Source organism: Actinomycetota bacterium (assembly GCA_030019255.1).
Lineage (GTDB): Bacteria > Actinomycetota > Geothermincolia > Geothermincolales > RBG-13-55-18 > Solincola_A.
This window is the reverse complement of record JASEFK010000001.1, coordinates 61,634-85,593: the sequence shown is the minus strand read 5'-3', so window position 1 is coordinate 85,593 and position 23,960 is coordinate 61,634. Positions and strand designations below refer to the sequence as shown.

General features: G+C 64.4%; 28 protein-coding genes, 1 tRNA gene and 1 riboswitch. Of the genes, 2 read left to right on the top strand and 27 right to left on the bottom strand.

Annotation, left to right across the window (positions count from 1 at the left end):
• Positions 1 to 389 precede the first annotated feature (389 nt).
• From QME84_00385 to QME84_00360, 6 genes are all read right to left on the bottom strand, one after another.
• Positions 390 to 872, bottom strand: coding sequence for an ATPase (locus QME84_00385; protein ID MDI6872733.1), 483 nt, complete (start codon positions 870 to 872; stop codon positions 390 to 392).
• A complete protein-coding gene (gene coaD / locus QME84_00380) occupies positions 873 to 1,382 on the bottom strand; it encodes a pantetheine-phosphate adenylyltransferase (protein MDI6872732.1) in 510 nt (169 codons plus the stop codon). It abuts the gene before it with no gap.
• A gap of 16 nt (positions 1,383 to 1,398) precedes the next feature.
• Complete coding sequence (rsmD, locus tag QME84_00375) at positions 1,399 to 1,974, bottom strand: 16S rRNA (guanine(966)-N(2))-methyltransferase RsmD (GenBank protein MDI6872731.1); 576 nt, start codon at positions 1,972 to 1,974, stop codon at positions 1,399 to 1,401.
• 135 nt (positions 1,975 to 2,109) lie between these two features.
• Positions 2,110 to 4,242 carry an ATP-dependent DNA helicase RecG gene (gene recG / locus QME84_00370; protein MDI6872730.1) on the bottom strand — a complete coding sequence of 711 codons (2,133 nt, stop codon included), beginning with the start codon at positions 4,240 to 4,242 and terminating at the stop codon, positions 2,110 to 2,112.
• Between the two features lie 38 nt (positions 4,243 to 4,280).
• Positions 4,281 to 5,879 carry a DAK2 domain-containing protein gene (locus QME84_00365; protein MDI6872729.1) on the bottom strand — a complete coding sequence of 533 codons (1,599 nt, stop codon included), beginning with the start codon at positions 5,877 to 5,879 and terminating at the stop codon, positions 4,281 to 4,283.
• A gap of 20 nt (positions 5,880 to 5,899) precedes the next feature.
• Positions 5,900 to 6,256: an Asp23/Gls24 family envelope stress response protein gene (locus QME84_00360; protein ID MDI6872728.1), complete on the bottom strand. Its 357-nt coding sequence runs from the start codon at positions 6,254 to 6,256 to the stop codon at positions 5,900 to 5,902.
• Positions 6,257 to 6,400: 144 nt separating this feature from the next.
• On the opposite strand from QME84_00360, the gene rpmB reads away from it, so the two are divergent.
• Complete coding sequence (rpmB, locus tag QME84_00355; protein MDI6872727.1) at positions 6,401 to 6,589, top strand: 50S ribosomal protein L28; 189 nt, start codon at positions 6,401 to 6,403, stop codon at positions 6,587 to 6,589.
• A gap of 54 nt (positions 6,590 to 6,643) precedes the next feature.
• Here the strand turns inward: rpmB and QME84_00350 are convergent, their stop codons facing one another.
• The 11 genes from QME84_00350 to QME84_00300 all read right to left on the bottom strand — a co-directional run bounded on the left by QME84_00350 (position 6,644) and on the right by QME84_00300 (position 15,089).
• Entirely contained in the window at positions 6,644 to 7,672 is a 1,029-nt protein-coding gene (locus QME84_00350) for an aminotransferase class III-fold pyridoxal phosphate-dependent enzyme (protein MDI6872726.1), read from the bottom strand.
• Positions 7,673 to 7,676: 4 nt separating this feature from the next.
• On the bottom strand, positions 7,677 to 7,907 hold the full coding sequence (locus tag QME84_00345; protein ID MDI6872725.1) for a hypothetical protein: 231 nt from the start codon (positions 7,905 to 7,907) through the stop codon (positions 7,677 to 7,679).
• Between the two features lie 232 nt (positions 7,908 to 8,139).
• Positions 8,140 to 8,382 carry a hypothetical protein gene (locus tag QME84_00340; GenBank protein ID MDI6872724.1) on the bottom strand — a complete coding sequence of 81 codons (243 nt, stop codon included), beginning with the start codon at positions 8,380 to 8,382 and terminating at the stop codon, positions 8,140 to 8,142.
• Between the two features lie 12 nt (positions 8,383 to 8,394).
• Positions 8,395 to 8,802 carry a hypothetical protein gene (locus QME84_00335; protein ID MDI6872723.1) on the bottom strand — a complete coding sequence of 136 codons (408 nt, stop codon included), beginning with the start codon at positions 8,800 to 8,802 and terminating at the stop codon, positions 8,395 to 8,397.
• A 6-nt stretch (positions 8,803 to 8,808) separates the two neighbouring features.
• Complete coding sequence (locus QME84_00330; GenBank protein MDI6872722.1) at positions 8,809 to 9,084, bottom strand: hypothetical protein; 276 nt, start codon at positions 9,082 to 9,084, stop codon at positions 8,809 to 8,811.
• Positions 9,085 to 9,408: 324 nt separating this feature from the next.
• Positions 9,409 to 9,966: a phosphodiesterase gene (yfcE, locus tag QME84_00325; GenBank protein ID MDI6872721.1), complete on the bottom strand. Its 558-nt coding sequence runs from the start codon at positions 9,964 to 9,966 to the stop codon at positions 9,409 to 9,411.
• Positions 9,963 to 10,799 (bottom strand): bifunctional hydroxymethylpyrimidine kinase/phosphomethylpyrimidine kinase, encoded by an 837-nt coding sequence (gene thiD, locus QME84_00320; GenBank protein ID MDI6872720.1) that lies wholly within the window; start codon positions 10,797 to 10,799, stop codon positions 9,963 to 9,965. The genes yfcE and thiD overlap by 4 nt, the downstream gene beginning before the upstream one ends.
• A 40-nt stretch (positions 10,800 to 10,839) precedes the next feature.
• Positions 10,840 to 11,820 carry a thiamine-phosphate kinase gene (gene thiL / locus QME84_00315; GenBank protein MDI6872719.1) on the bottom strand — a complete coding sequence of 327 codons (981 nt, stop codon included), beginning with the start codon at positions 11,818 to 11,820 and terminating at the stop codon, positions 10,840 to 10,842.
• Positions 11,821 to 12,127: 307 nt separating this feature from the next.
• A complete protein-coding gene (gene thiC, locus QME84_00310; GenBank protein ID MDI6872718.1) occupies positions 12,128 to 13,441 on the bottom strand; it encodes a phosphomethylpyrimidine synthase ThiC in 1,314 nt (437 codons plus the stop codon).
• 67 nt (positions 13,442 to 13,508) lie between these two features.
• A complete protein-coding gene (thiE, locus tag QME84_00305) occupies positions 13,509 to 14,171 on the bottom strand; it encodes a thiamine phosphate synthase (GenBank protein ID MDI6872717.1) in 663 nt (220 codons plus the stop codon).
• Between the two features lie 126 nt (positions 14,172 to 14,297).
• A complete protein-coding gene (locus QME84_00300) occupies positions 14,298 to 15,089 on the bottom strand; it encodes a sulfide-dependent adenosine diphosphate thiazole synthase (GenBank protein ID MDI6872716.1) in 792 nt (263 codons plus the stop codon).
• Between the two features lie 272 nt (positions 15,090 to 15,361).
• A riboswitch (TPP riboswitch) is annotated at positions 15,362 to 15,457 on the bottom strand.
• Between the two features lie 613 nt (positions 15,458 to 16,070).
• Between QME84_00300 and QME84_00295 the strand changes: the two genes are divergently transcribed.
• On the top strand, positions 16,071 to 16,421 hold the full coding sequence (locus QME84_00295) for a DUF1844 domain-containing protein (protein ID MDI6872715.1): 351 nt from the start codon (positions 16,071 to 16,073) through the stop codon (positions 16,419 to 16,421).
• Positions 16,422 to 16,486: 65 nt separating this feature from the next.
• On the opposite strand, the gene QME84_00290 is transcribed toward QME84_00295, so the two are convergent.
• From QME84_00290 to queC, 10 genes are all read right to left on the bottom strand, one after another.
• Positions 16,487 to 16,711 carry a hypothetical protein gene (locus QME84_00290; GenBank protein MDI6872714.1) on the bottom strand — a complete coding sequence of 75 codons (225 nt, stop codon included), beginning with the start codon at positions 16,709 to 16,711 and terminating at the stop codon, positions 16,487 to 16,489.
• 4 nt (positions 16,712 to 16,715) lie between these two features.
• The gene (locus tag QME84_00285) at positions 16,716 to 17,282 is read right to left on the bottom strand and encodes a tetratricopeptide repeat protein (GenBank protein ID MDI6872713.1); all 567 of its coding nucleotides are present in this window, start codon (positions 17,280 to 17,282) and stop codon (positions 16,716 to 16,718) included.
• A 19-nt stretch (positions 17,283 to 17,301) separates the two neighbouring features.
• Positions 17,302 to 17,376: transfer RNA gene (locus QME84_00280), tRNA-Arg, on the bottom strand.
• A 50-nt stretch (positions 17,377 to 17,426) separates the two neighbouring features.
• Positions 17,427 to 18,449: an MBL fold metallo-hydrolase gene (locus QME84_00275; GenBank protein MDI6872712.1), complete on the bottom strand. Its 1,023-nt coding sequence runs from the start codon at positions 18,447 to 18,449 to the stop codon at positions 17,427 to 17,429.
• Positions 18,446 to 18,946 carry an HNH endonuclease gene (locus tag QME84_00270; GenBank protein ID MDI6872711.1) on the bottom strand — a complete coding sequence of 167 codons (501 nt, stop codon included), beginning with the start codon at positions 18,944 to 18,946 and terminating at the stop codon, positions 18,446 to 18,448. The genes QME84_00275 and QME84_00270 overlap by 4 nt, the downstream gene beginning before the upstream one ends.
• Positions 18,947 to 19,180: 234 nt before the next feature.
• Positions 19,181 to 19,822 (bottom strand): DUF3786 domain-containing protein, encoded by a 642-nt coding sequence (locus QME84_00265; protein MDI6872710.1) that lies wholly within the window; start codon positions 19,820 to 19,822, stop codon positions 19,181 to 19,183.
• 117 nt (positions 19,823 to 19,939) lie between these two features.
• Positions 19,940 to 20,779: a 7-carboxy-7-deazaguanine synthase QueE gene (locus tag QME84_00260; GenBank protein ID MDI6872709.1), complete on the bottom strand. Its 840-nt coding sequence runs from the start codon at positions 20,777 to 20,779 to the stop codon at positions 19,940 to 19,942.
• A gap of 243 nt (positions 20,780 to 21,022) precedes the next feature.
• A complete protein-coding gene (locus tag QME84_00255; GenBank protein MDI6872708.1) occupies positions 21,023 to 22,354 on the bottom strand; it encodes a class I SAM-dependent methyltransferase in 1,332 nt (443 codons plus the stop codon).
• Positions 22,355 to 22,555: 201 nt separating this feature from the next.
• Positions 22,556 to 23,143, bottom strand: coding sequence for a DUF366 family protein (locus QME84_00250; GenBank protein MDI6872707.1), 588 nt, complete (start codon positions 23,141 to 23,143; stop codon positions 22,556 to 22,558).
• A 31-nt stretch (positions 23,144 to 23,174) separates the two neighbouring features.
• Entirely contained in the window at positions 23,175 to 23,879 is a 705-nt protein-coding gene (gene queC / locus QME84_00245; GenBank protein MDI6872706.1) for a 7-cyano-7-deazaguanine synthase QueC, read from the bottom strand.
• Between the last annotated feature and the right edge of the window lie 81 nt (positions 23,880 to 23,960).

The window sequence follows — 23,960 nt, the reverse complement described above, 5'->3', positions numbered from 1 at the left end:
TTATCACCGGGGCAACTCCCTCTCCGATCCGGGGGGAGGCGTTTCCTCGCGAGACCTCCATCCCCCACTTCCCGTTAAGCCACTGCCAGGTTCTTGCCCGGAGCCTGGATCGATACGGGTTTACCCTCCTCCAGGCCGGTGAGCCATCGTCCGAGCGGTGGTCCGGGCACCAGGGCGAGTGTGGCCGGCGCTCGTCCCCGCTTTCTAATGTGAGCCATGTCGCGAGGAATGGCAAGTTCGAGGAACATCCTCCACCCCGGGAGGCCGTTTCCTCGAGGATCGCCTCCCCTCCGGAGGAATCCGAAAGGCATTCCCTTGAAGCGCGAAAGGCGCGAGGCAGCCCGGCCTCGCGCCATGCGGAAAAGCTCAGCGGACGGGGAACCCAAAGCTCAGTCCAAATCCATTTCCTCCCTTTCCCCGGACTCCTCCCCGCGGCCCTGCAACCTCTCCCTGGCCCGCTTGATCACCTCGAGGAGCTTGTAGCAGGTGACCTCCAGGTTGGCCAGGCGTTCGTCGGCGTAGTCCTCCGCCTCCAGGCGTATTTCCCGCGCCTGGGCCTGGGCCTCCTCCACGATCCTCTCCGCCTCCGCCCTGGCTGCCTTGATGATCTCCGTCTCCTCGATGAGGCGCCTTCTCTCCTCCTGAGCCTCCTCCCGGATACGCTCCGCCTCCTTGCGCGCTTCCTCCATGATCTCCTGCTTTTCCTTGACCATCCAGCGGGCCTGCTTCAGTTCCTCAGGAAGGGAGCTGCGAAACTCGTCCAGGAGCTCGAAGAGCTCCGCCTCGTTGACCATCACCGAATTGGAGAAGGGAACGTGTTTACTGGAGACGATGAGATCCTCGATCCGGTCCAGTTGCTGAAAGACGTCCATCTACACCGCCCCTTTCCCCATACGGCTGAATTTTTTCTTGAACATCTCCATCAACTCCCCCTCTATATTTTCCGGCACCAGGCCGGTTACGCAACCCCCGTAGCTGGCCAGTTCCCGCACCGCGCTGGAGCTTATGAAGGTGTACTGGGGATTGGCCATGACGAAGAAGGTCTCGATGTTCTCCGAGAGGGCCTGGTTTATCTGGGCCATCTGGAACTCGTACTCGAAATCGCTAAGGGCGCGCAGGCCCTTGATGATGGCCGTGGCTCCCACTCGGCGGGCGAAATCCACCAGGAGGCTCTCGAAGGCGGCGACCTCCACGTTCTCCAGTCCCTCCACCGCTTTCTCCAGCAGATATATCCTCTCCTCCAGGGTAAACAGGGGACGCTTCGCAGGGTTGGCGGCCACGGCCACGATGAAGCGCTCGAAGAAGCGGCTCGCCCTGCGTATCACGTCCAGGTGACCGCTGGTTATGGGATCGAAGGTACCGGGACAAACGGCTACGGTCATCTTCCGCCTTCCCATCTCACTTCTTTACATCATTTTCCATCCGCACGTAAACGTCCACCGCGGTCTCCCCGTACTTCCTCCTCTCCCGGAACTCCAAGCCGGGCGGAGGCTCCGGAGTGGGACTACGCAGTGGAGCCTCCATTATGACCACCGAAGACGGCCCCAGGAAGCCGCCTTCGATTAACTTATTCAACACTTCTTGCCTGTAGTTTACACCAATTCTAAAGGGCGGGTCTATAAAAATCAAATCGAAGGGCTTCTCCGGCGGGGCATAACGGCGCAGGAAATCCAGTATTTCCGCCCTCACCACCCTGCCCCGCCCCTGCATGCCAAGTATATCCAGATTTTCCTGGATTACCCTTGTGGGGTCCCCTCCCCGGTCCACGAACACCGCCTCGGTGGCGCCCCGGCTCAGGGCCTCCAGGCCCAGGGAACCACTCCCGGCGAAGAGGTCCAACACCCTGGCCCCCCGTACCCGTCCACCCAGCATGTTGAAGACCGCCTCGCGCACGAAGTCCCGCATGGGCCGGGTGCCCCTTCCCCGCGGAGCCCTGATGCGCCTGCCCCTCGACTCGCCGCCTATGATCCTCATGCCCCGATTGTATCCCATGCCGCAGCGGAGGGCGCGCCTGGGAAAGCGCCGCGATGGACGAAGGTCGCACCTCAAGTAGGCCCGGCACGGTCCGCTTCCGCGCCGCAACGCCCGAACCGCCCGCCGCGCCTAAGGTCAAGCCTGGAAGAGCCAGCCCAGGCTTTCCCCGTAGCGTTCTCTTACCTCCCGCCGCAGGAAGAGGTGTTCGGGCCTCTCCAGGTGGGGGTCGTTCTCCACCAGGGCCGTGGCGTCCTCGCGCGCCGCACGGAGTATATGGTAATCCTTGGTAAGCCGGGCCACCCGGAGGTCGGAGATCCCGGACTGCCGGGTGCCGAAGAGGGAGCCTTCCCCGCGGATCTCCAGGTCCGCCTCCGCCAGCTCGAAGCCGTCGCTTATCTCCGCTATGGCCTTCATGCGCCTCTCCGCTTCCTCGGTCTCCCCCTCAAAGATGAAGATGCAGTGGGAAGGATGCTCCCCCCTCCCCACCCTTCCCCGGAGCTGGTGAAGCTGGGAGAGGCCGAAGCGGTCCGCGTTCTCCACCAGCATCACCGTGGCGTTGGGCACGTCGATTCCCACCTCGATGACCGTGGTGGATACCAGGATGTCCACGTCCCCCCGCCGGAAGGACTCCATGACCGCGTCCTTCTCCGCCTTGTTCATCTGCCCATGCAGCAGCCCCACCCGGCGGGCGGGGAAGACCTTCCGCAGCTCGCCGGCTTCCTTCTCCGCCGCTTTGGCCTCCACGGCGGGCGAGGGGTCCACTAGGGGACAGACCACGAAGGCCTGCCTTCCCCGACGCAGCTCCTCCTCCATGAGCCGGTAGGCCTCCTCCCTCCGCTCCGGGCCCATGACCAGGGTCCGGGTTCCGGCCCTTCCGGCCGGAAGCTCGCGCAGGACGGACACCTCCAAGTCCCCGTAGAGAGTGAGGCTCAGGGTGCGGGGTATGGGAGTTGCGGTCATGATCAGGGTATCCGGGTGCGCTCCCTTTTCCTTGAGAAGTATCCTCTGGCGCAGCCCGAAGCGGTGCTGCTCGTCCACCACCACCAGGCCCAGGTCTTGGAACTCCACGTCCTCCTGGATGAGGGCGTGGGTACCCACCAGGATGTCCAGCTCCCCCGTGGAAGCGGCCCGCAGTATCTCCCGCCGTCGCGCGGGCGGGGTGCTGCCCGTGAGCAGCTCCACGCGCACCTGCAGTTCTTCGGGCAGAAGCTGGGTGAGGTTGCGGAAATGCTGTTCGGCCAGGATCTCCGTGGGAGCCATGAACACGCCCTGGTGACCGCTCTCCCGGGTGAGCAAAAGGGCCAGGAGGGCCACCACCGTCTTCCCCGAGCCCACCTCCCCCTGCAGGAGGCGGTTCATGGGTCGGGGGCTCACCATGTCCCGGGCGATCTCTTCGAAAGCCCTCCTCTGCGAGGAGGTGAGGTGGAAGGGCAGGGCTTCCAGGAAGCCGCCTATCAGGGCTCCGGGCGGGGCGTGGGCTATCCCCCTGGTCTCCTCGCGCAGGTGACGGCGGTTGAGAGCCAGGGCCACCTGCATGAGCAGGAGCTCCTCGTAGGCCATGCGCTGGCGGGCGCGGTTCAGCCTCCCCTGCGAACTGGGAAAATGTATCTCCCTCAGGGCCTGGGAACGGTGGGGGTAGGCGTAGCGGCGCCGCAGCTCGTAGGGCACCGGGTCGGGAAGGTCGCCGTACTGGTCCAGGGCGCGCATGACCAGGCGCCGCAGCATGGCCGCACTTAGCTTCTGGGTGGCCGGGTGTAGCGGTATGATGCGCGCCGTGTGCACGGTCCTGGCGCTCACCTCGTCCGAATCCTCGAGGATGTCGTAGGCGGGGTTGATCATCTGCAGCCTCCCGAAGCGGTACTGTACTTTTCCGGAGAAGACCACCTCCGTGCCCGGGGTGAGCCGCTCCGCCTGGTAGGGCTGGTTGAACCACACCCCGTAGAGGTAAGCCGTTCCGTCGTAGAGGACCACGCTGAGCACCGAGCGGCGCGGGTCCGGGCGGCGCAGCTCCACGGACCGCACCCTTCCCACCACCGTGGCCTCCTCGCCTATGCGGACCTCGGAAATGCGCGATATCCTCCGCCGGTCCAGGTAACGGCGGGGAAAATGGAAGAGTAGATCCTCGACGGTCTCGATCTCCAGGGCTCGCAGCTGCCGCAGAAGGCTGGATCCAACCCCGCGCACCGCGGTAACCGGACGGCGAAGGGATTCCCAGCACGCGGCCAGCTCCTCCGCCCTTCTATCCGCCCTGTTGCCCGTGGAGGTCACTTTCCGGAAACCGCCTCCTCCGCGGTACGAGGACCGCGTCACTCCAGCCCGAAGATGTAATGGTAGACGGGCTGCCCCCCGTCGATGACCTCCACCTCCAGGCCCTTGTCCTCCAGGAAGCGGACGATATCCCCCTGGTCCCTGCCCGCGGCCCCCTCGCCGACGATGACGGTGGCTATCTCCCCGCCCTCCTCAGTCATCTTCCGCAGGAGAAGCAGGGCCGCTTCCTTCAGATCCTCCGACTTGGAGACTATCTCCCCTCGGAAGAGCCCGATATAGTTGCCCTTCTTGATCTTCCCCAGGCCGCACCTGCTGTCGCGTACCGCGGTGGTCAGCGCTCCTGTCCGGACGCTCTTCAGGGCCTCGGTCATGCGCCTCCGGTTCTCCTCCCACCCGGCGCGGGGATCGAAAGCCACCATGGCCGCGAAACCTTCGGTTATGGCCGTGGCCGGGATGACCGCCACCTCCTTGGCGGTCAGGGACCTGGTCTGCTCCGCGGCAGGTATGATGTTCCGGTTGTTGGGGATGAGGAGCACGCGGTCCTGGGGAAGGGCGTCCACGGCCTCCAGCAGCTCGGCGGTGCTGGGGTTCATGGACTGCCCGCCGTCCACGATGCGGTCCACTCCCATGGAACGCAGGACGTCCTTGATGCCCTCTCCCACCGCCACCGCCACCACGCCCACCTGCTTCTCCACGGCGGCCGTCCGCCTCTCCGAAGCCGCCCCGCGTATCCCGGTTTCCTCCACCTGTTCGCGCAGGTCGGTTATCTCCACGTCGCTCAGGCGGCCCACCCTGGAGGCCTCCTCGATGACCCTTCCCAGCTGGTCGGTGTGCACGTGCACCCGGTAGAGCTTATCTCCTCCCACCACCAGCACCGATCCGCCCAGGCGGTGCAGGGTTTCGCGGAACTTCTCCACCCTGGAATCCTTGCAGTGCAGGATGAACTGGGCCTCGTAGCGAAAATCCTCCACCCGCGCCCCGGAGGGAAGGCCGGCCTGCTCCACCTCCTCGATCTCCCCCAGTTCCTCCCCGGTGAGGAAGGCCAGGAAACCCTCGAAGATGGCCAGAAGCCCTCGCCCTCCGGCGTCCACAACTCCCGCCTCCTTGAGGACCGGGAGTAGCTCCGGGGTCTGGTCCAGGGCCTCCTTGGCCTTGCGGGTTACGCCGGAAAGCCATTCCTCGAGCGAGGAACAGCCGTCCTTGATCCTCTTCCCCTCGTCGGAGGCCGCCTTCACCACGGTGAGGATGGTGCCCTCAACGGGCTTCATGACCGCGCGGTAGGCCACCTCGGCGCCGCGGGAAAGGGCCTCGGCCATGGTCTCCACGTCCAGGCTCTCCTTGTCCTCCATGACCTCGGTCATCCCCTTGAGGATCTGGGAGAGCACCACCCCGGAGTTGCCCCGCGCCCCCATGAGGGAACCCCTGGAGATGGCCCGGCATATGGAGGCCATATCCTGGTGGTCGGCTCCACCCACGGCCTCCTTCACCGCCTGCATGGTGAGGAGCATGTTGGTGCCCGTGTCCCCGTCGGGAACGGGGAAGACGTTCATGGCGTTTATCTCTTCCTTGTGCACCCGCAGGGCATCGATGGCGGCGTCCACCATGCCCACGAGGTCCCCGGCGTGCAACCTCTCCACCAAGCTTCACACCCCCGAGCTCAGGACTCGCGCACGCCCTGCACGTGGACCTGAACGTCCTCCACCTTCAGCCCGGTGCAGGTCTCCACCACGTACCTCACCTGCTCGATGAGGTTGTGGGCCACCTCCACGATGTTCAGGCCCGCCTTGACTATCACGTAAAGGTCGAAGCTCACGGCGTCCTCCCGGCGCTTGAGGCGCACTCCCTTGCGTAGGGACTCCTTTCCCAGGAGTTCGGCCACTCCCTCGTGGAAGCTCTGGCTGGCCATCCCCACGATGCCATAGCAGCGCGTGCAGGTGAGGCCGGCGAGGTCGGCCAAGACCTCGTCCTTGATGGTAATCTTTCCCAGCTCTCCGGCTGCAGTCTCTTCCCTCAACCTCTTCCTCCATGCTTCCCGGCCGGAACGGTATGATTATAGCAACCGGCTATGACCGGCAACCAGGCGCCTCGGGAAGGCGTTCGGGTTGCCCGCAGAAAACACTTCTGGTAACATACACCCGAATGTTCGGAGGAGGTTGACATGTCCAGAGTATGCGAGATATGCGGTAAACGGCCCGGGTTCGGGTTCAACATAAGCCATTCCCACCGCAAGACCAAGCGCCGCTGGAACCCCAACGTCCAGAGGATACGCGTGGTGGTGGACGGTAAGCCCGCGCACATGAACGTGTGCACCAAGTGCATGAAGGCGGGCAAGGTCACCCGTCACTGAGAGCCGCCGACCGTTTTCTTCGCTCCACACCCCGATTACCTCAGGGGGTTGCCTTTATCCTCCTGAGGAGGCGCCGACCACCTTTTCCACCTCGGAGAGCATGCCGTCCAGGGCCTCGATGACCGTCTCCGCCTCTCCCACCTCCATGACCAGGGGCGGCAGTATCTGGCTCACCGAGGGGTCGTTGTTGGCGTAGATGGTGAGCACGCCGTGCCGGAACCCGGCCAGGGTCATCAGCGGGCCGCAGGTTTCGTTCACCATCCTCAGGCCCATCATCAGGCCCCTCTGCCTGGTCTCCACCAGCACCTCCGGGTGCGCGGCGCGCAGTTCTCCGAATCCCCTTTCGAAAACCGCGGCCAGCTCCCGCACATGCTCCAGGAACCCCTCCTCGGTGACTATCTTCAGCACCTCAAGGGCCACGTGGCAGCCCACCTCGGACCCCCCGAAGGTGGAGACGTGTATGAAGGGGTTGGCGTCCAGGAAGGGATTCAGGCGGTCGGCGTAGACGTTGGCGGCGATGGGGTAGACGCCCCCGGAGAGGCCCTTGGCCGTGACCAGTATGTCCGGGGCCACCCCGAAGGTATCGATACCCCACACCTCCCCGCAGCGACCCAGGCCCGCCTGGACCTCGTCTATGATCATCACCGCACCGTACCGGTCGCAGATTTCCCTCACCCCGGCGAAATAGTCCTCGGGAGGGATGACTATCCCCAGGGTGGCGGGGATGGTCTCGAAGATAACCCCGGCCACGGTCTCGTCCATGGCCTCCTCCAGGGCAGCGAGAGCACCGAAAGGCACCTGCCGGAATCCAGGAGGCAAGGGCCGAAAGGGGTCGCTGTACTTGGGATCCCCCGCAGCCAGGGCGAACCCGGTGTGCCCGTGATACCCTCCCCGGGCGGAGATGACGCCCGGCCTGCCGGTATGCGCCCGGGCCAGTTTGATGGCCGTGTCCACCGCCTCCCCTCCCCCCACGCCGAATACCACCCGGTTGAGGTCCCCCGGCGAGAGCTCCGCCAGCCGCTCGGCCAGGAGAGCGCGGTGCTCGGAGATGAGGTGGTGATTGCCGATGTCCAGCTCCTCCAAGGCCTCACGGAGGACGGCCACGATGCGGGGATGACGGTGACCCAGGTTGAAGACCCCCTTTGCAGTGGCAGTTTATCAACCGGTTGCCTTCCAGGTCCCAGATGTAGATACCCTCGCGGCGCTCGAAGATAAAATCAATGCCCGCCTTCCGGAAGAACCTGGCCTTGCCGCTGGATACGTGGCGGGCGAACCTCTCGATTATTTTCTCCTTCTCGTCCCGGCCGACCAGGGACATTGAGCCTCACCTCCCTCCTTTCCCGGCTGCGGTTGCGTGTACTTCCGCCGCCATGGATGTTCGCCTCCGCCGCCTAGGGTACTTGCTTGTCGCACTATCGATCGTTTCCGCCGGTCCCCTCCCCGACCTCCCCTTTTTTCACCGTCGACCGGAATAGCACTCGCCTTAATGAAAAGCCGGCCGCAGTGCCGAAGATTTCGCGCTATTTCCTCTTTATCCTCTCCGGGAGTATTTAGGGATAATCCCGCCTCAGCAAGCGGGTGCGCAGGAAACGGTCCAGCCGCCTGAGGTTCAGGTAGAGGGACCAGATCAGGGCGTCCTCCCGGTAATAGGAATCCACCTCCTTCACGCTTATGGGTTCGACCCCCAGGTCGGGGGTCTCCTCGGCGAAGAACCGGTTGGCCTCCTCCACCAGGTCGGGGATGAGCTCCGCCCGCTGTTCCTTGTAGAAATTGGCGATGAGATCGATGGTCACGGAACGGAAACGTTAATAGCGGGTCATGACGTCCTCCAGGAAGAGGAGGCGGATTATCCACACCAGGAAGGAGGGGGCGCTGCGCAGGAAGAGCTCGGGGTCCAGCTGCTCCACCCCCTCCACCCGGAAAAGCGGCGTGCTGGTATCCAGGTAGAGCAGGCGCATGCCGGGCTCCAGGCGCGGATCCCAGGGGTCGAACCCCACGAGGGACCAGTTGGATATCTGGCCGTCCACGGCCACCTCCAGGCCCTCCCGCTTCCGGTTGAAGTCCCATACCTTGCGCAGCTCCCGCAGAACCAGGCGCACCAGTCCGATCACCCCCTCCCGGTCCAGCGCATGGATGGCCTGGTTGCCTATGGACTCCGGGGGAACCTTCTCCTGGAGGATATAAAATACGGGGCGGCCGCCGGAGGTGATCACCTCCGCTTACCCGTAAGCCGGCAGCTCCAACCCCACCTCCTCTTTAAGGAGGCGGTTGTATTCCAGGTAGATCCGGCGGTAGGAGTCTATCTCCTCCCGGTCCCTGAAGATGGGCATGCGCTTTACGGCCAGCCCCTTCAGCCCCTCCGCCTGGATCTCGAAGACAGTGCTTATCTCCCCGTATCCCGGTATGCGGGCCGGTATCCGACCCGCCTCCGGCCGCCTCGGGTCCAGCCCTTCCTCGAACTCCCTCAAGGCAGCCGCATCAACGTTCAGGTCCATCTCGCACCACCCTAGGCCGTTTCGCTGACCCGCCAATCGTATCTCCAATTCTGCCACAAACCACCCCGGACAAGCATTTCCGTCCCGGCAGGTAAGGAGGGTTGAAGACTACGACCGGGCGGCGTGGTCGACCGCAGCGAGCGTTTCAGCGAGCGAGACCACTACCACCGGCTTTCCGGAAAAGCACCCTACCGGCCTTTCGGAAGAATGGATCTATGGCCAACCAATCACAAGATGGCCCACCCATCAGGGGCCGGTGGTTGGTCGCAGCGAACGTTTCAGCGAGCGAGACCATTAACCCCGGCCCCCTTGGGTAACCCCGCCTTACTTCCCGGGGAACCCCTTCTCCACCAGCACGGTCCCGTCCCGCAAGTTCAGTATATGGACCTTCCCGTCCTCCAGCACCCCCACCGTGGGTATGCCCTCCCCCTTGGGCAGAGAGGGGCTTCCCGGGTTGCACACCAGGAGCGGGCCGTGTTCCCATATCCCGGGCACGTGGGTGTGCCCGCGCACCAGGAGGTCCATGCCGTACCTGGAGGCCATCTCCGCCAGCTCCTCCTCCCCCATGGCATCCCCGTGGGTGAGCATCACCTTTATCCCCTCCAGCCGGCAGACGACGTAAGGGGAGAGGATGGGGTCGCGGAGGGCCGCTTGGTCTACCTCCGAATCGCAGTTCCCGCGGGCGTGCAGGATGGGGACGGGACACTCGTTAAACTCCCTGGCCATCTCCCTGGGGTCGTACTCGGGGAGGACGGGGTTGAAGGCCCCGTGATACAGGTGGTCCCCCGCGTGGAGGATGAGCTCGCAGTCTCCCAGATGTTCCATGGCTTTCCTCCAGGCGACAGGATCGCCGTGAGTGTCGCTGACCAGGCCTATCCTCATCTCCCCTCCTTTCTCTCCCGATCCTTTACCCATGCGCCGTTGGCCGTGTCTGCCGCGCAGGCCGGGTTTACCGGTCCCCTCCCCCTCCCCAGGCGGAGCGAACGGGCAAGGGCGCGGGTGACGAAATCCTTGGCCCCGCGTACCGCCTCCAGGGGTTCCCTGCCCAGGGCCAGGTATGCGGCGACGGCCGCCGAAAAGACGCAACCCGTCCCATGGTCATCCGCGGTGTTCACCCTTGTAGTCCTGAGTTCATGGTAATCCTTTCCATTGAAGAAGACGTCCAGCGCCTCGTTCCCTCCCAGGTGGCCTCCCTTAACCACCACCGTGCGGGCTCCGCGGGAATGCAGGATGCGGGCCGCTTTCCTCATCTCCCCGGGACCCACGACATCAATGCCGGTGAGAAGGGAAGCCTCCGCCAGGTTGGGCGTGAAGACCAGGGACCGCGGAAGTAGCTTCTCGAGCAGAACCCCTATACCGGAATCCTCCAGCAGGGGGTGGCCGCTGGATGAGATCACCACGGGGTCGACTACCAGTTTTTCCCATCCCAGACTCTCCGCCAATCCGGCCACCGCGCGGACCACCTCCGCGGTGGCCAGCATCCCGGTCTTCACCGCCGCCGGCTCCAGGTCGGAGGCCACCGCCTCCACCTGGGAGACCACCACCTCCGCCGGGAGGTCGAAACGGGAGATCACCCCTGAGGTGTTCTGGGAGGTGACGCTGGTCAGAGCGCAGGTGCCGTGCACGCCCAGGGCGAAGAAGGTCTTTAGGTCGGCCTGGATACCCGCTCCCCCGCCGGAATCGGAGCCGGCGATGGTCAGCGCCACCGGCCGGATCGACCCGCGCCCTTCTCCCATCCCGCCCCGTCCGGCCACCTCATGCCTCCCGGAAATGTTCATAGCCCGTCTCCGGCGCTGCAAAAGGCCTGCCTTCCGCGTCCACCAGCACCACCCCTTCCCCCTCCGTCACCCGGCCGATGATCGTGGCCGGGAGCTTCTCCGCTAAAAGCGGCGCCAGCCGCTCGTCCACCGTGATGACCAGCTCGTAATCCTCCCCGCCGGCCAGGGCGGCCCGCAGGGGATCCATCCCCAGCTCCACGGCCAGCCGGCGGGCGTCCTCCGAGATGGGAATACTTTCCATATATATCTCCATCCCCACCCCGCTCTCCTCGCAGATGTGCCCCGCGTCACGCAGGAGGCCGTCGCTCACGTCGATGGCCGCCGTGGCCCCCAGGCGGAACGCCGCCAGCCCCTCCTCGAGGCGCGGCTCGGGATAGAGGTGGCGCCGGGCGCAGGGGTCATCCGTCCCTCCCCCCCGCATCAGCAACTGCAGTCCCAGCCAGGAATCTCCCAGGGTCCCGGTGATCAGCACCGCCTGTCCCGGGCGTGCCCCGCTCCGGGCCAAAAAACCTTCCCCCTCCAGGGTTCCCACCAGGGAAACGGACAGGAAAGTCCTCTCCGGGGAATGCACCACGTCCCCGCCCGCCACCCGGCAGGAAAAACGACGGGCGCAGTCCGAAAGCCCCCGGTACATCTCCTCCATCCGGGAGACCTCCTCCTCACCCCGCAAACCCAGGACCACCAGGGCATAGGAGGGTCCGCCTCCCCCCATGGCGGCCAGGTCGGAGAGGTTGACGGCCAGGGCCTTGAAGCCCAGGGAATACCAGGGGGTATAGGCGGGCATGAAATGGACCCCCTCCACCAGGGCATCGGCGGTATAGGCCCACAGGCGGCCGGCGCTGTCCCGGAATACCGCGGCGTCGTCGCCCGCCCCGCAGACCAGGTCCCCCTCCGCTCCTTCCAGCAAGCGGCGCAGGGCGTCGATCAGGCCGAACTCGCCGCTCTCCGAGACCTTCATTTTCCACCACCTTTGATATAACGCCGCATGCCAGGGAACTTGCGAGTCCCCGAAAGGTCTCCGGCAGGTCTTAGTTCCTTCACTGGCGCGCGGATACCGGCCGACCTTACCTGCCCCATCTCCCAAGAAATCCCGGCCGGATTCCTCGCTCCCGGTTCCTGCACCCGGTTCGCCCACGGTTACCGGCGACCGGCAATCCTTTCCGCCCCTCTTGCTCGAACCGAATACCGCTCCCGGTCACCGCACCTCATGCGCCCGCCCCGAAAAAGGCGCCTGGAAACACCTTCCATCTCCGCTCCCGCGGCGCTCACTCGCAGACCGGGACCTCCTCCTTTCCCAGGAACTGGGAGATGAAGCGCATGGCGCAGAAGTCCCCGCACATGGTGCAGGCTTTCTCCCCTTCCACCTGCCTCTCCCCGAAGAGGCGCCGGGCCTTGCTCCGGTCGAGGGCTAGGTCGAGCTGCTGGTCCCAGTCCAGCGCCTTGCGGGCCCGGCTCATGCGCAGGTCCCACTCCCTGGCCCCCGGAACGCCGCGGGCTATGTCCGCAGCGTGGCCGGCGATGCGGGTTACGATGACCCCTTCTTTGACATCCTCCGCAGTGGGAAGGCCGAGATGCTCGCGGGGCGTCACGTAGCACAGGAAATCGGCGCCCGCCATGGCCGCCAGGGCACCCCCGATGGCCGCGGCCACGTGGTCGTGTCCGGCCGCCACGTCGGTCACCAGGGGCCCGAGCACGTAGAAGGGGGCCCCGTGGGTCACCGCCTTGGCCAGCCGCACGTTGGCCTCCACCTGATGCAGGGGGATGTGTCCCGGACCCTCGACCATGCACTGCACCCCCGCCTCCCGGCAACGCTGCACCAGCTCTCCCAGCACTACCAGCTCCGCCACCTGGGCGGCGTCGGTGGCGTCCTCGATGCACCCCGGCCGCAGCCCGTCGCCAAGGGAAAGGGTGACCTCGTGGCGGCGGGCGATCTCCAGCAGGCGGTCGAAGTGCTCATACAAGGGATTCTCCTTCTCGTGATGGAGCATCCAGCCGGCCAGGAAGGCGCCGCCGCGGCTGACGATATCCGCCACCCGCGGGTTAGCCTTCAGGGTCTCCAGGACCCGCTGGGTGACCCCGCAGTGGACGGTAATGAAGTCTACCCCCGTAGCGCAGTGGTCCTCCACGGCCCGGAACATGTCCTCGGGAGTCATGGCCACTATGCTCCCACGTTCCTCCTGGGCCCGCACCGCCGCCTGGTAGATGGGCACCGAGCCCACCGGGACCGGGGAGGCGTTCACTATGGCCTCGCGCACGCGGTCCAGGGGTCCTCCCGTGGAGAGGTCCATGACCGCGTCCGTCCCCGCCTCCACCGCGGCGCGCAGCTTCTCCAGCTCCTCTTCCAGGCCCGCGTAATCGCTGGAGGTTCCCAGGTTGGCGTTGACCTTCACCCGCGACCCGCCACCGATGATGCAGGGTCGTTCCGGCGTGCGAGCCCGGTTGGAGGGAAATACCGCCGTGCCCCCGGTCACGGCCCGGATCACCTCCTCCAGGGGCAGCCCCTCCTCGCGGGCCGCCCTCTCCAGGGCGGGCGGGATATCTCCCCTTCGCAGTTCCTCGATCAAGGTCTTCTCGTCCATCGGCTTACTCTCCTTCCCCCCGAGGGGGTCCATCGCTGTAGGGCATCTTCCCGGACCGGTCGGACCTTCATCCGCGGCAAGCGTCCACGGCCCGGCGCAACCGCCTTACCGCCTCCTCCATGTCCCAGGCGGAGGCCACGGCGGAGATGACCGCGATGCCATCCGCCCCGGCCTCGAACACCCCTTCCAGGTTCTCCTCGTTTATGCCTCCGATGGCTACCAGGGGAAGGCCCACCGCCCGGCGTATGGCCCGCAGGCCCTCCAGGCCCAGGGGCTCCCCAGCGTCCGGCTTGCTGGGGGTGGGAAATACCGGCCCCACCCCCAGGTAATCGGCTCCCTCCCTCTCCGCGGCCAGGGCCTCCTCCACCGAGCCCGCCGAGACACCCAGAACGGCCCCCGCTCCCAGGATGTTCCGAGCCACGGAAGCCGGCAGGTCTTCCTGCCCCAGGTGGACGCCGTCGGCTCCCGCCGCCAGGGCCACGTCCACCCGGTCGTTGACCAGGAAGAGCGGGCCTCCGCCGCTCTCCCTTACCAGCTCCAGCGCCTCGAGGGCCAGCCGATAGAGCTCGCCACCCGCCGCTTCCTTGTCCCGCAGCTGCACGGCGTCCGCCCCGCCGGCGAGGGCGGCGCGCACCACGTCGATGTGATCCCTTCCCCTACCGGCGTCGGCGGCGGTTATGACGTAGAGGCCCAGTTCGAGCCCTCTTTCTTCCTTCAGTCCGGCTGCCATTCTCTACCAGGACCTCCCGACCATCCCACGTGCGCCGTAAGCGGTACCCGTCCGGACTGCCATCCTTCCCTCCCGCGAGGGCCGAGTAATCGTCCCCGCCTTCGTGGAGAGCGAACCACCCGTGTTTCAACCTTTCGAACCCAGGAGTTCGAGGGCCAGTTCCGCGGCCCTCCGGCCAGAAAGGAGCATGCCCCCGAACACGGCCCCCATGCGGTGGGAACCAAAGACGGCGTTGGCGGTCATCCCGGCCACGATGAGACCCGGGTGGACCTCCCGCGTGTTGCCCACCAGGGCCTCCTCACCCTTCGCCGCCCACATGGGCCTCTCGCCCATCACTCCCCCCGATTCCGTGGGAAGGCGAAGCCCGGGCACCTTGCGCAGCAGGGTTCGGCAGACCTCGGCGTCGTGGCCGGTGGCATCGATGACCAGCCTAGACCTCACGGCCATGGGATCTACGTGCAGCCCGGCTCTCTCCACGGCCATCCAGTTGAGGACCACCCCGCACACCCGGTCGTCCTCGCGGAGCACCAGGTCCTCCACCCCCATGCCCACCCAGATGCGGGCCCCGGCATGCAGGGCGGCGGCGGTGCAGCAGGAAACCGCCTCCACGGAGTCCGCCACGTAGAGCCCCGAATCCGCGGGCTTAAGCGCAACTCCCGCTTCCTCCAGTATGGGCGCGGCCTCCTCCTGAACCACGATGCGGGGAAAGAGCATTCCGCCTCCCCACATCCCTCCTCCCACGTAGAGGTTCCTCTCGAAGACGGCCGTCCTCAGCCCCGCCCGGGAGAGATAGCGGGCGGCGGTTATCCCCGCCGGCCCCGCTCCGGCGACGGCCACGTCCAGCTCCAAGTCGACCAGGAAATCCTCGCAGAAGGAGCGGGTGATCAGGGCAGTTATGGTGGTCTCCTCGATGGCCATGGCACCTCCTTCATCCTTCACGTCCGCCGACAATTCTTCAGTCCACCGACAATAATTCTCCTGCAATAATTCTCCTGCCGTGCGCCTCCTCGCATCGTGGCACCTTGAATCCGGGTCGTGCCTCTCCGCCTTGAGGCTCGCGCCTGCCACGCGTCCGCCGGCGCCCGCCCTCTTCACCTTCCCTTCGCTCCATGACGTCCGGTCGATATAAACCTCCGAATAATCGAAGCGCCGCCACCCGAAGGGGGTAAGCGGCGCGAATAGTATCTCCCATACCGTCCGGCCATGTTCCCTTCGCTGGCATTACCCAGATCAGGTTCCAAGGGTATGCTCTCAGCCCCCGCTCGGGAGCACCCCTACATGGCAACATTTTCAAGGTACCTCTCCGGGCCTTGAGGCCCGATGCGCTCGCCTGGCGAAAAGGCGCTCCGGTGCTTTCTTTCCGGTCACATCTTCATTTTGTGCCTTTCATCTTACCACCATAAGCTCCGTCATGCCATGATTGATAACACCGATGCCGGGAAGGGAGAATCCGTGGTCGCGGACTGCATACCCTGGCAAGGGTGCCTTACAGCTAGAGTTCGGAGTTCAGCCCCGGGATAAATTCCCGTTATGTCCTGGTGATAAGGAGAGCGATCCCGGGCGTCGTCTATAATAAATACCGAAAGGAGCGTGGGGACCATGACCGAGGAGAAGAGGGATAAGCGGATGGAGAAGTCCTCGAGCGACGAGGGCGCCAATTCCCTCGGGGAAGGAGCGGATACCACTTCATCTTCCGTATCGGGAAAGGCCGGCGGGAAAGAGGCCGGGGGGGCCGCGGGGCGGACCCGTGGTGGGGGCCGGAGCGGCCCGCAGGGGAAGGGCGTCGCGGCCGCAAGGGCGAAGCGGGAGAAGGTGGAGGATGCCACATCTCCTCCGGAGCAAGAAAAAGGGGTAAGCGCGGCACCAGGCGAAAGCGAGACGGCGCCCAGGGAGACGGAGATGACGGAGGGAAAAACGGCTTCCTCCCCGGGTGAAGCCGAAAAGAAGGAGATGGGCGAGGAGGAGTTCCGCCGCCTGGTGGAGGAAAGCCTGGAACGGGTCACCGTGGCAGAGGTAACCCTCACGGTGATGAATCAGTTTGCCAGCCTGGGTTACCTGAAGATGGGCCTTCCGGAGAGCGTGAACCTCAAGTACCGGGACCTTTCCCAGGCCCTGCTGGCCATAGACATGCTAGAGGCCATGATCAAGGGCGCGGAGGGCAAGATTCCGGAGGACAGCCTTAAACCCTTCCGCGGTACCCTAGCCAACCTCCAGCTGAACTACGTGCAGTTGAAGAAGCGCCTGGGTTGAGGGTGGACGCCGGGGCATGCGGACTGTCGCCTCCGCTTTCCGAGAGGCGTGAGACCTCCGAGAAATCACTCCCAGGAAACGGCATCCACGGCCTCGGGGGAGAGGTAAACTTTTTCCCTTTCCTGCCTCTCGCCGGCCAGGGTGCAGCTCACGTCCCTGAGCACCAGAAGCCCTGTTTCATCCACCTTTTCCAAGTTCCCACGGAAGTAATGTCCTCCCCTGGTCCACACCATGAGCTCGCCACCCTCGCGGGCGCTCAGCAAGGACATGAAAGCCTGCGTATCCTGCATGATTTCACCCACCCCCCTTCAAGCTCTCCAGGCGCCGGCGCGCCCTCTTATCGTGGGGCTTGTAGAAGAGGTAGTCCTCGAGATCCTGTGCTGCTTCCTCCGTCTTTCCCAGCTCCATCCAGGCCAGGGCCCTCTTGTAATAGGCCTGGGCGTAATCCGGGTAGAGCTCGATAGCCATGGAATAATCTTCCACGGCCGAAGCGTGGTCGCCGGCGGAAGCGCGCACGTCGCCGCGGGCCGTATAAGCGGCGGCGAAATCCGGCTTCAGGGCGATGGCCCGGCTCAAGGGCTCCATGGCTTCCTCGTGACGTCCCGCCTTTCCTAGGGCCACTCCCAGGTTATACCAGGCCACAACGAATTCCGGGTAAAGCTTCACCGCGCGCCGGTACATGGGAATGGATTCGCCGTACTCGCCCCTCGAATCATGCAGCTGGGCCCGGGAGTTGAGCTCGGTGGCCTCCTTGATGGCTTCTATGCGGCCCCCGGAAAGCGCGAATCCGCAGACGGGACACCTCTCCACCCCTACGGGGATCTCCTTGCTGCAGTTAAAGCAGCGCGTCGACTCGGACAAGTCCCTCCCCCGTAAAAAATGGTGCCCTTGGGGAGATTCGAACTCCCGCACGTGGCTCCGGAGGCCACTGCTCTATCCGCTGAGCTACAAGGGCACCGTCATCCTCGAACGCCACCAAAATATTATCAACCCCGGGGTTCCTTTTCAATCAGGCCGAACGGGGGCGGGTTCGAACCTCCACACGCCGTCCGTTTCCCGGCGTCTCACCCTTCCTCCCTCCTCCAGGATGAGCAGGTGGCCCAGGGCCTCCTTCAGGGCCAGGAAGTGGTCCACATCCGGAGGCTTGTCCCGCACCTGCGGAAAGAGGCTCAGGGCCACCTCCCACACCGTGCGCCCGCCCTCCAACACCGCCTCTTCCGTCTTTTCCAGCCTCTTGCGGTGGTGGAGGATGTTGAAATCTATCCTCCTCCTCACCTTCCCTATGGGTCGGCCGTGCCCTGGATAGGCCGTATCCACGGGCAGTTCCCTGAGGCGCTCGAGGGAAGCGATGAACTGGGGGAGGCCGGTGAGGCGGCCGCGCCGCGGCGGGCAGTAGAGCTCCGGGTTGGGCGTGATGGAGCGCATGAGGTGGTCGCCCGAGAAGAGGAGGCCCTCTTCGCGTTCGTAAAAGCAGAGGTGACCGGCGGTATGTCCCGGGGTATGCACCACCTCGAGGAGACGATCGCCCGCCGGAACCGTTTCCCCTCCCTTGAGCTTCAGTCCCAGGGGGCAGGGTTCAGAGAGCTCTATCCACCGGTGGGCGAGGGAGAAAATGGCATCCGAAAACTCCTTGGGGAAGCCGAGCGCGGCACTCAGGTCGGCATAGCAGCAATACTCGCGCCTTAGGCGGCTGCGGACCCTCTCGATGCGCGGCGCCTCCTCCCGGTGCGCCACCACTACCGCGCCGGTGGAGCGCCGTATCCTCTCCGCCAGACCGAAGTGATCGATGTGGGAATGGGTGAGGTAAAGGCGGGACAGCCGGCGGACCCCTGCGTATCTGAGGGCCCCCTCCACCACCTCCGCCAGCAGGGGGTGGAAGGGCCCCGCGTCGATGAGGGCCGGCTCCCTTCCCAGGAAGAGGTAGAGGTTCACGTTGCGGAGGACGTGGGGGATGGGTATGTCGATATGGATTATGTCGTCCCTTATGGGGTTCACCAGCCCAGCGTAATCGAAGTCCGAGGAGATCATCCCACCATGGCCGTGTCCAGGTAGGGTTCCCAGGTGGGGTGTATATCCCCCGCCAGGGCCAGGAACCAGATGTGATCGTGCGGCTCGAAGGGCTTGCGCAGCAGCTTCAGGCCCGCCTCGGCGGGCAGGCGGTTCATCTTGCGAGTGTTGCATTTCCGACAGGCGGCCACCACGTTTTCCCAGGTGTGCTCCCCACCCCGGCTGCGCGGCACCACGTGGTCGATGCTCTCCGCCCTTCCCCCGCAATACTGGCAGGTGTGGTTGTCTCGGGCGAAGACGGCGCGGCGGCTCAGGGCCACGGAACGGTAGGGCACGCGCACATAATGGGCCAGCCGGATAACCGTGGGAAAGGGCATGGTCAGCTTCTCCGAACGCAGGGTCCCCTCCCCCTCTTCGATGATCTCCGCCTTCTTCTTGAGGACCAGGACCACCGCCCTCCTGAGGTTCACCAGGTTAAGGGGCTGATAGGAAGCGTTCAGAACCAGTACCCGTGTCATGCCGTCCATCGCCGCCGCACACACCAAACCAAGCTCACCCGTTCGCCGTGTGCTACCAACCTCCTCCGCGCTTTCGTAAAATGATAACTTGCCCTTAATAATACCCTATGTCCCCGGCCTTGAACAGCTGGCGTCCTCATCAATCGCTTGGGCTTTAGCCAAGTCGTTTAAGCACGAAAACCGGTCACCAGGATATTCCAGCCACCGGGATGGTCGTGTGCCCCACCGGCGACCCTAACCTCTTCCTCCTCCCAGGGCGCCCACACTCTCCAGTATGCGCAGGGCGGCTATCTCCGCCAGCACGGAAAGGTCCTCGGTGGGCAGATAATTGGGAGCGGTGGCGTCAAAGAAGATCCGCGCCGAGGCGGGGAACTCCTCGTCAGCCTCGTTGAAGACCAGGAGCAGGGGAACCCGAGGTAGGACATCCCAGGCGGCGGAGATGTCCCCCGGGAGGTCCACCTGCCGGGCCGCGGTTGCAGCCCACGCCCTCAGGGCCTCCAGTCGGCCGGCCAGACCCAGGGACAGGGGCCTCTCCACCTCGGTCGCGAAGGCCGGTTCATGATAGCGGGCTCCCGGAAGGTCCCGGTAGGCTATCCACCGGCCGCACACCCGGGTCCCGTCGGCATGTACCAGGTAATGGAGGATGATGAGCGCCTCCCGGGCCCCGGCGGCGCTTCCGTCATCGCGGGAGACAGACCCCTCGGGGTAGGAGACAGTGTACCTCTCCCCGAAGAAGGGCACGACGAAAAGCCGCCGCGGGTAGGAATAGAAGGTGCCCGAGCGGGCGGCCATCCAGGAGGGGTCCAGCAGTCGGAACTTGCGCAGCGCAGCCTCGCGGGCTTCCTTCAACTCCTGCGGAGAATGTTCCAGGGCCATCTCCCATAACCTCCCCGTCCATCGCTTGCAGAGGAATATAGCATAGATCCTCCATCGCTCCCATGATGCGCGCCGGAGGACGTCTCCTTCCCGGGGTCATGCCGGGGACTCAAGAGATTACCTCATGCCCCAGGCGCGGTGGAGCTGGGGTATGACCCTGACTTCACGGAAATAGGCAGATGCGATGGCTTGTAGGCGGCCCGCCCGTGTCGGACTTATCCCCACTCTCCAGCCCCACCGATAATCCCTGCCGGACTCCTGCAGGCGCCTGCCGGCGCCGGTCTTTTTCTCCCCTCTCGGTGCCTGCCCGGTCCCTTCACGGGATCCGGTTTTCAACCGCCCTCCCTCTGCGAGTACACTTTTCGGCTGCAAAACCAGGGGTACGTCCCGGTTCACCTCGGCCGTTCCCCGGCAGAACTTCTCCAGTTCCTCTTCCGGGGTGTCCTCCTCCACCACTACCTTGAGGAAGACCTTGCGGCGGGAGGCCAGGCGCAGGAACTCCCTGTGGTCATCCAGAAAATCCTTCCCTTCCTGGGAATAGGGAAGCTTGAGGTCCATGGCTATCCAGTCCACCCAGGGGATTATCTTCTCCAGCTCGGCGGGAAGGGTCCCGTTGGTCTCCAAGTAGATGGCCATCCCCCCATCCCTCAGGAGCGGCAGCAGATCCGCAAGGCCCTCTACCTGCAGCAGGGGCTCACCGCCGGTTAGGCTCACCGAGTGCATGCCGTGACTCCAGAGGGAGGCGATCTTTCCCGCCAAGTCCTTGGCGGCCAGCGGGTTGGCAACAGTTTCCAGGAACTCCTCCCTGCCGTATACCCGGCAAGCCTTAGCTTCCCCCCTGGCTTCAGGCGTATCGCAATATGAACACCTCAGGTTGCATCCACCCAGACGGACGAAGACCTGGGATACGCCCACCAGCAATCCTTCGCCCTGGAAGGAGGGAAAGATTTCCACCACGTTCAAGGCATCCATAATCCATGTCCGCACATCCCCGGACCCGGGCCATCCCGGATACGCGTCACCGAACGTTATCGCCGGGCCGATGCCCCGCCCATGCCGGAGGACCGCCCCCATCGAAACGGGCCGCCCATCCCGCCCTCGTACCGAACCCCAAGCCCGCGGAACGGCCACCGGAAGAACGGCCAAAGACTCTCTTTTAACGGCCACGGCCGCAGACGATCCGTCGAATATTCACCGCCTTCACGTCTCTTTGCCGAGTGGGGTGTAGAGGGCGGACAGGGGCCTGCAAAGAGCTCCGGGCCCTGGTTCCAGTCGCAGGATGATTTCTGCATCACCGTCCACGGCGCAGACCAAGGATGTCTTAAACGCGCCATTTCCCCGTTTTCCGGGCAACTCCCTCTTGGTGACCAGGCGCTGGGCATGAATCCTCTCCCCATCCTTGGAGAGGCAAACCAGGGAAAGCAACCGTTCATCGACAGGTCTTACGCGGCCCACTCCCGGCATGTCCAGCTCCACGCTCAGGCAGTAAATTCCCCGGGGAAGCAGGTGGGTTAAACTTTCCCACCTTCCGCCGTGGTGGACGAAATCGCCTTCTTCCAGACGCAGGGGCTTCACCCCCTCCCCGCCGGGCTCCACCTTTTCAAATAAGTAGCAGCACCATTTCCCCTCCCTGGCCAAAACGAGCCTCCGGTTGATCTCCCTTTCCAGGTCCCCCCTCCTCTGGAATCCATAGCGGGTAAAAAGGGACGTCCACCAATCGTAGCTGGCGATGAGCATATGTCCGTGCTGGGGCAAGCCCTGGGAATCAACGATGAGGTGTTTCATCTCCGCGAGATCGATGAGATGATCCCGATAACGAGGTATCTTCCGGGGATTTATTTTCTCCTCCAGCCACCCGTCCATCCCGTACGGATTGGGTCCGAAGGAAGGGATGGTCGCCAGGACAAAGCGAGAGGTGAAAAAATACAGCTTGCGAATCACCTCCTCTATGTCGGTTAAGGGGATGTGCTCCAGAAGTTCCATGGCCAAGACCAGTTCGAAGGAACCTGCGGGGAAATCCGCTTCCTGGATGCTGCAGACCTTCAACCAAGGCCTGACTTCATCGGGAGCCGTACTTATAGCGTACTCGCTCAGGTCGATACCCCAGGCGTCAATTCCTTCCAGGCGCAGTGCCTTAACCTGGAATCCCTTGGCACAGCCAATATCCAGCGCGCTTTTCACCTCCAGCAGTTCCTTGGCCAGGAGGGCCAACCTCCCGAAATCCTCTACCTCCGGGTAGCCTCCGATGCACCCGCTTTCCTTCCCGGACTTGTCGCGGGCGTCGAAATAATCGGCCCCGTAGAAATTTTGGTTCTGGATCTGGGATTGCGCCCATCGGTAGGCTGTGTCCCGGGGCAACAGGCAGAGCAGGATTTTTCTATAGAGGGCATGGAGGGCCACTCTTACCCCTCGCCGGGGAAGGGAATGTCTAACCTTCTGCGCGATTCTCCAAACGACGGTGCCGCCGAAAACCCTTTTGGCCCAGGCCTTGATGACTCCCCTCAACCACACCCTGCTTCTGGAGATATCCATTCTTGTTCACCTCCGGCGACTCCTTTTCCCGCCGGGTCGATCCCTTCCCGGAGATCCCTGGGCAGAAGTGCCGTCTTTAACCGGCCATACTTTCCATCCGCCTGGTGCCATTCCGGTCAAGCACGCTCTTCCCGCGCCATGTCCGAGTTTTACGCGCCAGTTCTTTGAAACAAGGTCGCATGGGCGGCGAGCCGAAACAGGTCAGCTCACGCCGCGGACCTTGCAGCGGGCCGACTCCATGCCCTTCATCTCGTTGATGAAGCCCTGCATCACCTTGAGGATAAAGTCATCCACCGGGATCTCCAGGTCCTCCAGCCCCAGGGTGGGCACGGGGGTGTTGCGGCTGGAGACGTTGATGCCGACATGGATGAGGTTGGAAACCGGGCTGGCGGTGGCCACGGAGACGGTGAGCTTGCGGTTCTCCTCCTGGCCTTCCTCCACCTCGACCTCGATGTAGAGATCGTCCCCGCGCCTGCTTATAAAGAGCTCGGGCTTGAGCTCCTCGATGACGTCCTTGATGACGCACAGGAAGAGCCTCTGCAGGGCCAGGGTGCGAGGAAGGTCGGAATCGAAGAGTTCCACTATGAAGTGGACCATGTCCTCACTGTAGATCTCCGCCCCCTTCTTGCGGTCCTCCACGTCCACCAGGTTCTCCGCCTGTACCCGGCAGGGACCGCGAAAGGCAACTACCGAGTCGCCCTGTACGTCGTGCTCGGTGAAGGCGTAAAGGGAGCGCAGCTGCGTACCGTCGTAGGTGATGCTCCTCCCCTTGATGTACTTGCCCTTCATGTATCACCCCTGCCGAACCCACCCCTGCGAATCATCCCGGTGAAAAGAGGCCCTTCAACCTATGCTCCTCGCCCAGCGCCTCCGCCGCCGCCCGGAAACGCAGGCAGGATTCACATTTTCCGCACCACAGGTCGCCCCCATTATAGCACGGCCAGGTAAGCTCCAGGGGCAGCCCGAGCTGCAGGGCAGCGCGCATGATCTCCCGCTTGTCCCAGTGCAGGGTGAAACTCCTAAGGCGCACCCGCCCCCGGGTGGAATATCCGAGGGCACGGTTCATCTCCCGCACGAAGCCGGGGGAATTGTCGGGAAAGGCCGCGCCCTCCTCGGCGTTCAGCCCCATGACCAGGTAAGGTATCCCCAGGGCCTCGGCCAGGCAGGCTCCCATGTGTACCAGCAGACCGTTGCGGTTGGGCACCCATACCGCCCGCGCCGCCTCCCTCCTCCAGCCGGGGTCCTCCAGCTCCCGTCTCCCCGGTCGGGGAAGCTCCTTTTCCAGATTGGTTAGCGCATCCTTGGAGAACTTCGCCACCCAGCTGGCCCGAAGTATCTCGTGTTTCACTCCGTGTATCCTACATAGGGCGGCGGACTTCTCCTCCTCCCTCCGGGCCGCCCTCTGGCCGTAATCCACGGTGAGTGCCAGGGCCACGCCGCCCCTTCTCAGGGCCAGGAGGAAGTTGACCGCCGAATCCAGGCCTCCGGAGAGGAGGACCAGGTTTTCCTTTTTCTTCCTCCTCATTTCTTTCCCCATGCCCTTCCCGTGACCGAGATTCCCGCCCTGCGGGATTCTGCCCTCCGATCGCCTATCTTCGGGCCGGAA